Source organism: Planktothrix sp. PLAVEN19ND (assembly GCF_057220675.1).
In genome coordinates this window covers 3765291-3779432 of the sequence record NZ_CM170132.1, presented here as the reverse complement: position 1 = coordinate 3779432, position 14142 = coordinate 3765291, and the positions used below count along the sequence as shown (strand labels likewise).

Genomic DNA, 14142 nt, shown 5'->3' with positions numbered 1-14142 from the left:
TAAAGCCATGCAGCACCCCCTTTTGGGCGGTATCCGTACAAAGTTGATCGCTTCCTTTCTGATTGTTGCTTTGAGTCCGTTGCTGTTATTGGCATTTCTCAACAAACAGACAACTGAAAAAGCCCTTACTGACAACGCCAAACAAGCCCTATCTGGAGCGGCTAACGAAACCGCTAACAGAATAGATGCCTTTATTGATGGAAATCTCAATGCCGTGCGCGTAGAGGCGCTTTTACCAGGTTTGGCACGCTACCTCAGCCTAACTCCAAAGCAGCGAAATGACAGCCCCGAAATGCAATTGGCAGCAGAAACATTAATCCGTCTCAGTCGCAAAGATATGGTCAATATTCTCTCATACTCTTTGCTTGATTTAACCGGGAAAAATGTATTAGATACACATACATCAAACATTGGCAAAGATGAATCGGGTCAAGATTACTTTGAAAAACCATTGAAAACAGGATTATCCTTGGTTTCTAGCATGAAGCGATCGCCGACAATTCCTGACCTTGTAACGCTCTTTTTTAGCAGTCCAGTTCGCAATGCTAAGGGAGATATATTGGGTGTCTTGCGTGTTTCATATAATGCTACTGTTGTTCAACAGTTAGTAACTCGACAAACTGAACGGGCTGGGGCAAAATCCTTTGCTATTCTGTTAGATGAAGATGATATTTATTTGGCACATAGCACTGCACCAGAACTGCTTTTTAAATCAATTGTGCCTTTGCCTACCGATATTGTAACTCAACTGCAACGGGAAGGGCGTTTGTCTAATTCCCCTGTCAAGGAATTGGCAACTAATGAGCCAAAAATTAAGCAAGCATTGGATCATAAACAGTCCTATTTAATTGCATCTTTGGCAGCAACAGATAATCAGGTTAATCTGATTGCGATCGCTCGTTTGCAATATAAACCTTGGTCTGTGTTGTTCGCCCGGCCCCTTGCTGTTGCCCTAGCACCCGTAGAAAAGCAAATTCGTGATGCAATATTTCTATTTGTATTGATCGCGGGAGTAGTGACAATCATCGCTTTTGCCACTGGGCAACTGCTAACAAAGCCAATAATTTACCTTACCAATATAGTTTTTCAGTTTACCGAAGGTAACTTAAATATCCGCGCCGAAATTAATTCAAAAGACGAAATAGGTCAACTGGCAAAATCGTTTAACAACATGGCACTTAAGTTACAAACATCTTTTGAAACCTTAGAAAATCGTGTAGAAGAACGCACAGCCGAGTTAGTCATTGCTAAGGAAAAAGCCGAAGTTGCTAATCAAGCCAAAAGTACCTTTATTGCCAATATGAGCCATGAATTGCGATCGCCTTTGAATGCAATTTTAGGCTTTTCTCAAGTCATATTAAGAAGCTCCGATCTCCCCCTAAAACAATTAGAAAATGTCGGCATTATCTATCGGAGTGGTGACTATCTATTAACCCTAATTAATAATATTCTGGATTTATCTAAAATTGAAGCGGGAAAAACCACATTAAATCCGAGTGATTTTGACCTGTATCGGTTATTAGATGATTTAGAAGATATGCTCAATTTACAAGCTAGTAATGCCGGATTAAAATTAATCTTTCAACGGAGTAAAACCGTCCCTCGCTATATCTGCACCGATGAAGTTAAATTACGTCAGGTGTTAATTAATTTACTCAGTAATGCGATTAAATTTACTAAAAAAGGTGGTATTAGTTTAACGGTGGATAAACAGGAAGACGAATCAACGGATATTATCATTCTTAACTTGAAAATCCGCGATACGGGAGTGGGAATTTCTGAGGCAGAATTACCCAAACTATTTGAAGCCTTCACCCAAACCCAAGCCGGAAAAGAAGCCCAAGAAGGCACGGGTTTAGGATTAGCTATTAGTCGGAGATTTGTGCAGTTGATGGGGGGAGATATTACCGTAGAAAGTCAACTGGGTCAGGGTACAACCTTTTCATTTCAAATTCAAGTCAAACCGGGTCAAAATATTCAGGATACACCGACTAAAACCCGAAAAAAAGTATTGGGTTTGGCTCCGGGTCAAGTGACTTATAAAGTCCTGACTGTTGATGATAAAGAAATTAATTGTCAATTATTAGTTAAACTTTTAGAACCCTTGGGATTTGAGATCAAAATAGCACAGAATGGAAAAGAAGCGATCGCAATATGGGAGGAATGGGAACCCCATTTAATCTTTATGGATATGCGAATGCCGGTGGTGGATGGATATGCAGCGACTAAATATATTAAATCAACCACAAAAGGCAATGCCACGGCTATAATTGCCATAACAGCCAGTGTATCAGAAGAAGAAAAAGCCATTGTATTATCGACGGGATGTGATGATTTTATTAGAAAACCCTTTACAGAAGATCTGATTTTTGGGGTTCTAGCTAAACATTTAGGGGTAAAATATATCTTGCACCAAACACAGCCTATTTCGACTCCTTCCCCAGATCAAGGAATAACTTCAGATGCTTTAAAAATAATGTCTAAGGACTGGATTGAGCAACTTTATAAAGCGGCACTAGAAGCTGATGTCCAAGTTGTAATAGAATTAATTACAGAAATTCCAGACACAGAGATGAATCTAATACAATTTCTAACTAAGGCAGTGCGGAAATTTCAATTTGAGCAGATAATTGATTTAGCCGAGCCTTTAATCATCAATGATTAGCAATCACACTTAAATTATATTCCTGATCTTCCAAAGAGAGCCGCTGAAATGCTCGGGTGATAGGGATTAAAATTTTGATGAATTCACCCCATCACCCCCTCCGTATTAACCGCCAATCATCGTTGGTTGGGGTTCAAACACGGGGAAAATGCGATCGCCCTTGTAATCATCAGAAACCAAAGGATGACCATAATAGGCATCAATTAACAGTTGTTTCAAGTCCTTAATCAAAGGATAGCGGGGATTAGCTCCCGTACATTGATCATCAAAAGCTTGGTCAGCAACTTCATCTAATTTAGCCAGAAATTCCGCTTCGCTAGTATCTTTTAAAACCTCTTTAATAGAAGCCGGAATTCCCACTTGACGCTTTAATTCTTCAATGGCTAAAATCAAATAATCGATTTTTTGATCTTCAGTTTCTCCCCCTAAGCGCAGATAATCTGCAATCCGAGAATAGCGCCATTTTGCATTCGGATATTTATACTGGGAGAAAGTGGCTTGTTTGAACGGAACATCGGTGGCATTATAACGAATCACATAACTAATCATTAAGGCATTTGCTAACCCGTGGGGAATGTGAAATGTGCCGCCTAATTGATGGGCTAAGGAGTGACAAATTCCTAGAAATCCATTCGCAAATGCCATCCCCGCCATGGTAGAAGCATAGTGCATTTTTTCCCGGGCTTTGGGATCATTGGCTCCATTTTCATAGGAACTCGGCAGGTATTTAAAGATTAACCGAATTGCCTCTAAGGATAACCCATTGGTATATTCCGAAGCTAACACCGAAACATAGGATTCTAGGGCATGGGTTAGGGCATCAACCCCTCCAAAAGAGGTTAAACTTTTGGGCATATTTAACACCAATTCCGGGTCAACAATTGCCATATTTGGGGTTAAGGCATAGTCAGCCAGAGGATATTTAATATTAGTACGGCGGTCAGTTACCACGGCAAAAGGTGTCACTTCTGACCCAGTTCCCGAGGTGGTCGGAATGGCAACTAACATGGCTTTTTTGCCCAAAGGAGGCAATTCATAAACCCGTTTACGGATATCCATAAACCGCATGGCTAACCCTTCAAATTCAATATCCGGGTGTTCATACATCAGCCACATAATTTTAGCTGCATCCATGGGAGAACCGCCCCCAATGGCAATAATTACATCGGGTTTAAACGTATTCATTAAGGTTAATCCCCGTTGTACCGTATCTAACGAAGGGTCGGGTTCAACATCGTAGAACACATCATATTTAATCCCAATTTCCTCTAAAACTCCTTCGAGGGAACGGGTAATTCCTAAATCAAATAGGGGTTTATCGGTAACAATAAAAGCCCGTTCTTTTCCGGCCAATTCTCGAATGGCAACGGGTAAAGATCCATATTTGAAATAGATCTTCGGAGGAATCCGAAACCAGAGCATATTTTCCCGACGTTCGGCGACGGTTTTAATATTTAATAAATGCCGAGGTTCGACGTTTTCACTAATTGAATTTCCTCCCCAACTACCACATCCCAAGGTTAAAGAAGGGTCAAGACGGAAGTTATAAATATCACCAATTGCTCCTTGAGAAGACGGCGTATTAATTAAAACCCGGGCAGTTTGGACGGTATCCTCAAACTTTTTAATATGGTTGATATTGTTGGGAGAAGTGTATAAAGAAGCCGTATGTCCCCGTCCCCCTAACTGTACTAAAGTATCGGCTTTTACCACCGCATCCTCGAAATCCTTAGCCCGATACATGGCTAAAATGGGGGAAAGTTTTTCATGGGAAAAGGGATCATTTTCGTCAACGTCTACCCCTTCTCCAATAATTACCCGGGTTTCTTCGGAAAGGCTAATTCCAGCTAATTCGGCTAATTTTTGTACGGGTTGACCGACAATTTCTCCATTCAAATGTCCGTTAACAAAAATAACCTTGGCCATGCGTTCCCGTTCTTCGGGATTGAGGAAATAGGCACCCCGGAGAATAAATTCCTGCTTGACTTCTTCGTAAACAGAATCGACCACAATTACCGATTGTTCACTGGCACAAATCATGCCATTATCGAAGGTTTTACTAATAATAATTGAGGAAACGGCCATTTTAATATGGGCGGTATCGTCAATTAAGGCTGGGGTATTGCCCGCCCCGACTCCCAGGGACGGATTACCGGAGGAATAGGCGGCCCGTACCATTCCTGGCCCTCCGGTGGCTAAAATTAGCTTAATGTCCGGGTGCTGCATCAGGGCTTGGGACAGGGGGACAGTAGGTTGGTCAATCCAGCCAATAATATCTTCTGGGGCTCCGGCGGCGACGGCAGCATCTAGGACGATTTTAGCGGCGGCGGTGGTACAATTTTTAGCACGGGGATGGGGGGAGAAAATAATCCCGTTGCGGGTTTTTAAGGCAATTAATGCTTTAAAAATAGCCGTGGATGTGGGGTTTGTGGTGGGAACAATTCCGGCTAAAATTCCCACGGGTTCGGCGATTTTTTGAAACCCAAAGGATTTGTCTTCTTCGATCACCCCACAGGTTTTTTCATGTTTATATTTGTTGTAAATAATTTCTGAAGCAAAGTGGTTTTTAATCACTTTATCCTCTACAACCCCCATGCCGGTTTCTTCTACGGCCATTTTTGCTAAAGGAATCCGGGCTGCATTTGCCGCGAGTGCCGCTTTTTTAAAAATGTAGTCTACCTGTTCCTGGGTATAGGTTGCATACTTTTGTTCGGCGACTTTCACCCGTTGGATTAGGGCTTCAAGTTGATCAATGTTTGTGACTTTATCCATGATGATATATCCCCCTGTTTCGGTTTAGATTCAGGTTGTTGTATTGTTCGTTCATATCATAATAGTTTTTATCGATTTTGGAATCGGGCAGGGACAAAATTACTCAGTTTTAATATAAACTTAATATAAATTTAAGATTAAAACCCTATTTTGAGCTTCAGAAACCTTTTATCATGGATTCATAATCGATCAACTCTTACACTGATAACTGATAACTGATAACTGATTTCTATGGTAGCCACAACAACTCGAATTTCTGACCCCGCCCATGATGTCTTACGCTACGAACATCAGTCTCTGAATGCGATTTTTAACCCTAAAACCGTGGCGGTGATTGGGGCGACGGAAAAGCCCAATAGTGTGGGTAGAAACTCTACTATGGAATTTAATTAGTAGTCCTTTTGGCGGGATGGTTTTTCCCGTGAATCCCCATCGCAATAGTATTTTAGGAATTAAGGCCTATCCTAGTATTAAGGATACTCCAGAACCCGTCGATTTAGCCATCATTGCTACCCCGGCTCCTAGTGTTCCCGGGGTGATGGAGGAGTGCGCCGCCGTCGGGGTGAAAGGGGTAATTATTCTATCGGCTGGATTTAAAGAAATCGGCCCTAAAGGCATAGAATTAGAACAGAAAGTTTTACAAATTGCGCGAGCCAATAAAATTAGAATTATCGGCCCCAACTGTTTAGGATTAATGAATCCCTTAACCGGACTTAATGCCACCTTTGCGAATGCCATGGCAAAACCGGGAAGTGTGGGTTTTATTAGTCAAAGTGGGGCTTTATGTACTTCGATTTTAGACTGGAGTTTCCGAGAAAATGTCGGGTTTAGTGCCTTCGTTTCCATCGGTTCGATGTTAGATATTGGTTGGGGAGATTTAATCTATTATTTAGGCAATGATCCCCAGACTGAAAGTATAGTTATCTATATGGAATCCATCGGGGATGCCCGATCTTTTTTATCCGCAGCCAGGGAAGTCGCCCTAACTAAACCAATTATTGTGATTAAGGCTGGACGCACCGAAGCCGCCGCCAAAGCCGCCGCCTCCCACACCGGAGCCATGGCCGGAAGTGATGATGTTTTAGATGCGGCTTTTAGACGTTGTGGCATCCTGCGGGTGTATCATATCGCCCATTTGTTCTCCATTGCCGAACTTCTGAGTAAACAACCCCGACCCAAGGGGCCACGACTCACGATTTTAACCAATGCTGGAGGGCCAGGGGTATTAACCACCGATACCCTAATTGGAGAGGGAGGCACCCTCGCCCAACTCTCGGGCGAAACCCTGGAGGCTCTAAATCAAGTCCTACCGCCCCAATGGAGCCATGATAACCCCATTGATATTTTAGGGGATGCTGACCCCGAACGCTATGCCAAAGCCTTTGATATCGTTGTAGAAGATCCGAATAGTGATGGTATTTTAGTAATTTTAACTCCTCAAGCCATGACCGATCCGGGTAAAACGGCGGCACAGTTGAAAGATCGTTGTCTGACCATGCCCCATAAACCGATTTTAGCCAGTTGGATGGGGGGCGCGGATGTGGAATCGGGGATTAAAATTCTCAATCAGGCCAATATCGCCACCTTTGCCTATCCCGACTCGGCAGTACGGATGTTTAACTATATGTGGCGCTACACCTACAATTTAAGAGGGTTGTATGAAACTCCGAGTTTACCAAAGGCTAGTGAGGATGATAGTCTCGTTTGTGATTGTGTACAACATCTGATTGACTCGGTTTTAGCCGAAGGACGCACCCTGTTAACGGAGTTTGAATCCAAACGTCTACTTTCAGCCTATGGCATACCCACCGTACAAACCTATATCGCCTCAACTCCCGATGCTGCGGTGAACTCAGCCGAACAGTTAGGCTATCCAGTGGTATTGAAACTCCTGTCAAAAACCATTACCCATAAAACCGATGTGGGCGGGGTGAAACTCAACCTCGATACCCCCGAAGCTGTCCGTCAAGCCTATACCGATATTGAAAACGCTGTGACCCAACAGGTAGGGGCCGAACACTTCCAAGGAGTGACGGTACAAAAGATGGTCAAATTAGAAGGCTATGAATTGATTATTGGTAGTAGCCTTGATCCTCAATTTGGCCCGGTGTTGTTGTTTGGCATGGGTGGGCAATTAGTCGAAGTCTTCAAAGATCGCTCCTTGGCGTTACCTCCTTTAAATACGACCCTTGCCCGGCGGATGATGGAACAAACCAAAATTTATAAAGCCCTGTTAGGGGTGCGGGGTCGGCATTCAGTCGATATGGAAGCCTTAAAAGAGTTATTAGTCCGGTTCTCGAATTTGGTAGTCGAACAGCCTTGGATTAAAGAGATTGACATTAACCCATTATTGGCTTCGGAAAATGAGTTAATCGCCTTAGATGCCCGAGTGGTCTTACATTCCCCCGACACCAAACCCGAAGATTTACCAAAACCGGCCATTCGCCCCTATCCTCGGCAATATATTACCCATTGGACATCCCAAAAAGGCATGGCGATTACCATTCGGCCCATCCGCCCTGAAGATGAACCCTTGATGGTCAAGTTCGATGAAAGTTTGTCGGAGGAAAGTGTTTATTTACGCTATGCTCATCTGGTGAAACTCAGTTCCCGTGTTACCCATGAACGCTTATCGCGGTTGTGTTTTATTGATTATGACCGGGAAATGGCTTTGGTCGCCGAATATCAACACCCCGAAACTGGGGAAAATAAAATTATTGGGGTGGGACGACTGAGTAAAGGTTATGGTAACGATGAGGTGGAATTTTCCTTACTGGTGAGTGATACTTACCAACGTCAGGGAATTGGTACGGAGTTATTGCGCCAATTACTGAATATTGCCCGTCAAGAGAAAATGCCTCTGATTTTTGCCGAAATTCTCAGCGATAATCGGATTATGCAGAATATTTGTCAACAATTAGGGTTTACCTTAAATCGGGTTATTGGTGAACCGATGGTGAGGGCGGAAATTCAATTGTAAGGGTTAATAGAAACTGTTTTTTTTCATCAAGAATATTGTTAGCGATCGCTGCTTTCAATTTAACTCAAATTCAACCAACTAAAAACCATCTCTGTTGTTAACTCTAACTCAATTCCTGCTAAAATAGGTAATTTTGCTAGACCTTGATATAATTCAACTCTTTGACCTGGAAATACTGCTAAAATACTTTCGGCTTCTGGGTCAATTAACCATCCCAACTCAGTCCCATGGCTTAAACAATGCAATAATTTACCTAAAGTTTTAGTTTGGCTTTGTTCAGGAGAAAGTATTTCAATTGACCAGTCAGGATTAATTTCAAATCTATTAACAATTCGTCCCGATGGTAATAAAGGAATTCTTTCCCATCGAAATACCGTAACATCTGGAACAATAGATACTCCTCCAAAAGTACAACGTAATTCTGGAAAAGCATAAGCTATTTTCTGACTTTTAGCAATTTGATTAATAGATTTGCAGAGTTCACCTTGAAGTACACTATGTTCGCCTTGAGGCATCGGTTTTTGAATAATTTTTCCTTGAATAAATTCTGAAGCAGGTTTAGTTTTTGGAAGTTTAAGGAACTCCTCTAAAGTCAGTTGAGCTTGAATAGCTGTAGTCATCGTATTTGTAATATAATTAGAGAATTAAATATTTCTATTATAGGCGATCGCTTTAAAAATATGAAAATTACTATTTTCTACCCGTAGAGGCAGGTTCTCCCAGATATTTGATATTCACAAACCCTCTCACAAAACCCGCCCCACCCCATCTGCAAATTAACAGTTAAGATAGGGCGGGTTGATCAAAATTATCTGTAAGTATCATAAATTATTCCAGAACCCGCCCCTACAATTACAAACCGAAAGATTGGAAAAAACCCCGGTTTCTGGACATTAAACCTGTCCCACGGCTTCAATTGCGGCTTCTAATGCCAAGGAAATATGTGTCCAATGGGTTCCCCCTTGACAGAAGACAATATAAGGTTCTCTTAACGGCCCATCGGCGGAAAATTCCGAGGTACTGCCATCAATAAAAGTCCCCCCCGCCATGACTAAATGACTTTCATATCCGTGCATTTCTGCGGGTACGGGTTCCAGATAGGAACCAATAGGAGAATATTGTTGAATAGCTCGACAAAAAGCAATTAATTTCTCGGGAGAACCTAACTCAATAGCTTGAATAACATCCCTTCTTTTTTCAAACGGTAAAGGATTAACCGGGTATCCTAATTGATTAAAAACATAAGACGTTAAATGGCTTCCTTTAATTGCTTCTCCCACCATTTGAGGTGCTAAAAATAACCCTTGAAACAGAATCCGATTTTGATCAAAAGTTGCCCCCCCACTGCTCCCAATACCTGGCGCAGTTAATCGACAAGTGGCCGCTTCCACCAAATCTTCCCGCCCAGCTACATAACCCCCCGCTTGTACAATAGTTCCCCCGGGATTTTTAATCAAAGAACCCGCCATTAAATCCACACCCACGGCAGTTGGTTCCCGGGTTTCAATAAATTCGCCATAACAATTATCGACAAAACAAATAGTATGGGGATTCTGTTTTTTCACAATATTAACAATGTTCTCAATCTCATCAATCGATAAACTCAAACGCCAGGAATAGCCACAGGAACGCTGAATTAAAACCATCCGGGTTTTAGCCGTTATTGCCGACTGTAGACCCTGCCAATCAATTTTTCCTGGGGCAGTGAGATCCAATTGGCGGTAAGATATGCCAAACTCTAATAATGAACCTTGACCTTGACCGCGCACACCGATCACCTCCTCCAAGGTATCGTAGGGAGCGCCAGCTACCGCCAGCAGTTCGTCCCCAGGACGCAAACAGCCAAATAAGGCACAGGTAATGGCGTGGGTTCCAGAAACAAACTGCACTCGTACCGCAGCAGATTCGGCTCCCATAATCTCAGCAAAGACTTGATCTAAGGTTTGACGTCCCAAATCATCGTGGCCATAACCTGTAACGCCTGCAAAGTGGTGAGTTCCAACTCGGTAGTGACGGAAGGAATCTAAAACTCGTTTAAGATTATGCTTGACCTGCGTGTCAATACCAGAAAAAATCGGAAATAGTTCCTGTTCTGCTTCTTTTAGCTGTTCGATGCTAGATATCATCACTGAACTCAATCAATTTGTGGGCGGTGCATAATTATGACGCAAATAGGACTCTTTCGTTAAAAAAAAAGCTCGAATTTTCGTTTCTTCATGACGATCGCAACTTCACCTCAATATAAGCCCGACTGGATCACCATTGCTTTTATGGTGTCGCTCCATGCTGCCGCGCTGTTGGTATTTTTGCCCAGTAACTTTAGCTGGGCCGCCGTGGGTCTAGCTCTATTTTTGCATTGGGTGACTGGAGGCTTAGGAATTACCCTAGGATTCCACCGCCTGGTTAGCCATCGCAGTTTTGAGGCTCCCAAATGGTTAGAATATTTTTTAATCTTTTGTGGAACCTTGGCCTGTCAGGGGGGGCCAATTGATTGGATCGGGTTACACCGTCTCCATCATCAATATTCTGATCAAGATCAAGATCCCCATGATTCCACAAAAGGCTTTTGGTGGAGTCATATGGGCTGGATGTTGTTCCACACTCCGGCGGATGAGCAAATTCCCCGTTTCACAAAAGACATTTCCGATGACCCAGTATATCAGTTCTTCCAAACCTACTTCTTGGTGATTCAAGTGGTATTTGGATTCTTGCTGTATCTAATGGGGGGTTGGCCTTTTGTGGTTTGGGGTATTTTCTTTCGGGTGGTGGTGATGTTCCACTGCACCTGGTTTGTCAATAGTGCCACGCACAAATTTGGGTATCAAACCTATGAGTCGGGAGATTCCTCGCGTAACTGTTGGTGGGTCGCCGTTGTCACCTATGGTGAGGGTTGGCATAATAATCACCATGCTTTTCAATATTCCGCCCGTCACGGTCTGCAATGGTGGGAAATTGACTTAACCTGGATGACCATTTCGCTGTTACAAGCGTTAGGGCTCGCCCAAAAAGTAAAATTACCCCCCGCCAATGCTGAAGCTCAACGGATCTAAAATTGCCGATTACCCTGAACAACGTGCTTCAGGGTCATTAAGGCTTCTAAACCAATTAATCCCCGACGATACCCTTTCTGGTTAGAAATTCCCAGAAAGATTGCGTCTCCTCGGTTCAAGTGACGGGAAAATCGGGGAGACGCATTAATAAAAGTCAAAGCACTATTAACATCCTGGGCAAATTTTCGACTCTCGGAATAGGATTCGGTGGCTAAACAGTTCGCGTGACCGCTACTATGGGTATTCATCCAAATAATCGCTTGTTCTAAATGATCTACCCTTTTAAAAGCAACGGTGCGAGTTAAATAGGGTCTTGACCATTCCGTTGTTTCCGCTAAGATCAATTCCGAAAATTCTTGAGCGAACCCTTCATCTCCTCGCAGTTCAAAGCCAGCTTCTCTTAAGTTATTCCATAATCGCACTAGGGATGAGCTTTTTTGATTGGGATCAATCAGAACTTTTTCAATGGCATTCACAGCATCCGGTTTACCATCATGACTATCTAAGATCATCCATCGGGCTGTATCCACACTTGCCGTAGATGACCAATATAAATAACAATTTCCTATGGCGGAGCGCAACACCGGAACTGTGGATTGATTCACCACTTGTTGCACAAAATGGGGGCGTCCGTAGGGAATGACTAAATTGATATATTTGTCTTGAGTGATTAACTGTTGAATCGGGGTATGGGGTTCTGACGGTAAGATTTCTAAACAGCCTGGGGGGAGTCCCGATTCCTCTAAGGCGATTTGCAAGGTTTGAATAATCATCTGATTAGAATGGGTGGCTTCTGTTCCACCTAGTAGCACTAAACTATTGGCGGTTTTTAAACAGAGTCCCGTGGCAATAGCCGCCAATTCGGGAAAGGCTTCATAAATTAACGCCACTACCCCCAGGGGAATTGGTTGAAAATAGGTTTGTCCCTGTTCGAGTTGATAGGAAGCACTCATCACCCGACCAATGGGATCGGGCAGTTGTCCCAGACGCTCTAAAATTTGAACGGTGGTTTCTAAGCGTTCTGGAGTGAGTTTCAGCCAGTCGGTGATTAATTCCGATAGTCCTAGGTTGCGACTGGCTTCTAGGTCAAGAGTATTGGCTTCTAGGATGTCATTCTGTCGCGATCGCAAGGCCTTCGCCATCAGTTGCAAGGCGAGACTTCGATCTGCTCCTTTGGTTTTGGCTAATTCAAAACTAGCAAGGTAAGCACGACGCAAAGGATTGTCGGTCGGAAGGAGAGAGAAATCATCAATTATCATGCCGCTAACGCCCGTAAGCGAGCCAAACCATCAGTGCGGGTAACATCGCTAACACGATAGCAACCATTGCCCATAACACAAGATTTGGCTCAGGTAAATACAAAGCTAATGGTAACCAGATCACTAACGGAATTAAGAGCATCCCCAAAGTCATCAAATCTTCATGTCTTTGACACATGGGTGTCATAAAAACCCGTGATACTGTCAGGCAAAGGTAAACCAATACCACATTACCCCAATCCCTATAGGACTTACTGATTATGGTATTTCAATTTGGTAAGACTGTTTTGGCTACCACCCTTGGTATTACAGCCTTAATTTCTGGTATTGCTTACGCTTCGGGAACTTCTCCGGCGTTGGCAGAGACTTCCGCGCCTACCAAAAAGCCTACGGTCACACATTCTGCACCTGCAACCACAAAGCCTGCGGCCACACATCCTGCACCTGCACCTAAAAAGCCTGCGGCCACACATCCTGCACCTGCACCTAAAAAGCCTGCGGCCACACATCCTACGCCTACAACCACAAAGCCTAAATAAAAATCATCAACTAAAACCCCCACTCCTCCAGGCGCGCTCACAATGCCTTCACCATCAGGCGAGACTTCGATCTGCTCCTTTGGTTTTGGCTAATTCAAAACTAGCAGGGTAAGCACGACGCCAAGGATTGTCGGTCGGAGGGAGAGAGAAATCATCAATTATCCACGCCACTAACGCCTGTAAGCGAGCCAAACCATCAGTGCGGGTAACATTGCTAACACGATAGCAACCATTGCCCATAACACAAGGTTTGGCCCAGGTGAATACAGGGCTAATGGTAACCAGATCACTAATGGAACTAGGAGCATCCCCAAAGCCATGGGTAAATAGTGGGCTTTTAACCCTGGACTGGCTCTGTTCCATTGATGACCTGTCCAACGCCAAGCCTGTTTATAAGGATAATGGGTGGCGAGTTGTTCCAAGCAATAACCACTCTCATCAACAACGAAAATTTGCTGACAGCGATCGCAGCCAAAGGCTTCCGTCAGCGCAATGGGAACTAGCCGCCCCTTTCGCCGACAGGGGCAAGGATAATCCCCATTCAAATCAATCTTTTGAGCTTTTTGGGATGGCACAAGTGATTAATTAACTTAATGTTTTTGTAATAATTGAGAAGAAAAAAGTAAATTAAATCAATTATAGTCAAGTTGAACTTTGAATTTAAAGGGTTAGCTTTTTTTAATTCCTATTCTTCAGGGATTATATCACGGCAATTTTGATTTGCATCCTCAAAAGTCTAAATCCTCAGCTTTTGTGAATCTTCTAAAACTAGAGCGATAAACCTTCTGTTAAAAGGGTTTGACCTAAGATTTATTCAGGAAAGCTCGGATCAGAGCAGCCATTTCAAAGGCTTGATCTCGGGTGAAACTATAATTTT

9 protein-coding genes and 1 pseudogene are annotated in these 14142 nt (G+C 43.2%); 3 read left to right on the top strand and 7 right to left on the bottom strand.

From position 1 onward, the window contains the following. Nucleotides 1–7: 7 nt before the first annotated feature. Nucleotides 8–2665, top strand: a complete 2658-nt coding sequence (locus AC2D3N_RS16285) for an ATP-binding protein (protein ID WP_484691496.1) — start codon at nucleotides 8–10, stop codon at nucleotides 2663–2665. Between the two features lie 105 nt (nucleotides 2666–2770). Here the strand turns inward: AC2D3N_RS16285 and adhE are convergent, their stop codons facing one another. Then, the gene (gene adhE, locus AC2D3N_RS16280; protein WP_484693767.1) at nucleotides 2771–5440 is read right to left on the bottom strand and encodes a bifunctional acetaldehyde-CoA/alcohol dehydrogenase; all 2670 of its coding nucleotides are present in this window, start codon (nucleotides 5438–5440) and stop codon (nucleotides 2771–2773) included. 228 nt (nucleotides 5441–5668) lie between these two features. Here adhE and AC2D3N_RS16275 point away from each other — a divergent pair. Beyond that, nucleotides 5669–8417: pseudogene (locus AC2D3N_RS16275) on the top strand (bifunctional acetate--CoA ligase family protein/GNAT family N-acetyltransferase). A gap of 59 nt (nucleotides 8418–8476) precedes the next feature. Here the strand turns inward: AC2D3N_RS16275 and AC2D3N_RS16270 are convergent. Continuing rightward, a complete protein-coding gene (locus AC2D3N_RS16270) occupies nucleotides 8477–9037 on the bottom strand; it encodes a Uma2 family endonuclease (protein ID WP_484691495.1) in 561 nt (186 codons plus the stop codon). A gap of 273 nt (nucleotides 9038–9310) precedes the next feature. Continuing rightward, complete coding sequence (locus AC2D3N_RS16265) at nucleotides 9311–10543, bottom strand: methionine gamma-lyase family protein (RefSeq protein WP_200816734.1); 1233 nt, start codon at nucleotides 10541–10543, stop codon at nucleotides 9311–9313. Nucleotides 10544–10633: 90 nt separating this feature from the next. Here AC2D3N_RS16265 and AC2D3N_RS16260 point away from each other — a divergent pair, with 90 nt between their 5' ends. Then, nucleotides 10634–11467 carry an acyl-CoA desaturase gene (locus AC2D3N_RS16260; RefSeq protein WP_079678285.1) on the top strand — a complete coding sequence of 278 codons (834 nt, stop codon included), beginning with the start codon at nucleotides 10634–10636 and terminating at the stop codon, nucleotides 11465–11467. Here the strand turns inward: AC2D3N_RS16260 and AC2D3N_RS16255 are convergent. The 4 genes from AC2D3N_RS16255 to AC2D3N_RS16240 form a co-directional block, all read right to left on the bottom strand. After that, complete coding sequence (locus tag AC2D3N_RS16255) at nucleotides 11464–12726, bottom strand: glutamate-5-semialdehyde dehydrogenase (RefSeq protein ID WP_079678286.1); 1263 nt, start codon at nucleotides 12724–12726, stop codon at nucleotides 11464–11466. The genes AC2D3N_RS16260 and AC2D3N_RS16255 overlap by 4 nt on opposite strands. A gap of 4 nt (nucleotides 12727–12730) precedes the next feature. Further along, nucleotides 12731–12913 (bottom strand): hypothetical protein, encoded by a 183-nt coding sequence (locus AC2D3N_RS16250; RefSeq protein WP_144017708.1) that lies wholly within the window; start codon nucleotides 12911–12913, stop codon nucleotides 12731–12733. Between the two features lie 144 nt (nucleotides 12914–13057). Beyond that, nucleotides 13058–13306, bottom strand: a complete 249-nt coding sequence (locus AC2D3N_RS16245) for a hypothetical protein (RefSeq protein ID WP_484691494.1) — start codon at nucleotides 13304–13306, stop codon at nucleotides 13058–13060. Between the two features lie 129 nt (nucleotides 13307–13435). After that, nucleotides 13436–13840, bottom strand: a complete 405-nt coding sequence (locus AC2D3N_RS16240; protein ID WP_026794931.1) for a hypothetical protein — start codon at nucleotides 13838–13840, stop codon at nucleotides 13436–13438. Nucleotides 13841–14142 lie beyond the last annotated feature (302 nt).

Bases quoted from the DNA above. Each gene is read 5' to 3' on its own strand.
- AC2D3N_RS16285 (WP_484691496.1), top strand. From the start codon at position 8: ATGCAGCACCCCCTTTTGGGCGGTATCCGTACAAAGTTGATCGCTTCC.
- AC2D3N_RS16270 (WP_484691495.1), bottom strand. From the start codon at position 9,037: ATGACTACAGCTATTCAAGCTCAACTGACTTTAGAGGAGTTCCTTAAA.
- AC2D3N_RS16265 (WP_200816734.1), bottom strand. From the start codon at position 10,543: ATGATATCTAGCATCGAACAGCTAAAAGAAGCAGAACAGGAACTATTT.
- AC2D3N_RS16260 (WP_079678285.1), top strand. From the start codon at position 10,634: ATGACGATCGCAACTTCACCTCAATATAAGCCCGACTGGATCACCATT.
- AC2D3N_RS16255 (WP_079678286.1), bottom strand. From the start codon at position 12,726: ATGATAATTGATGATTTCTCTCTCCTTCCGACCGACAATCCTTTGCGT.
- AC2D3N_RS16250 (WP_144017708.1), bottom strand. From the start codon at position 12,913: ATGACACCCATGTGTCAAAGACATGAAGATTTGATGACTTTGGGGATG.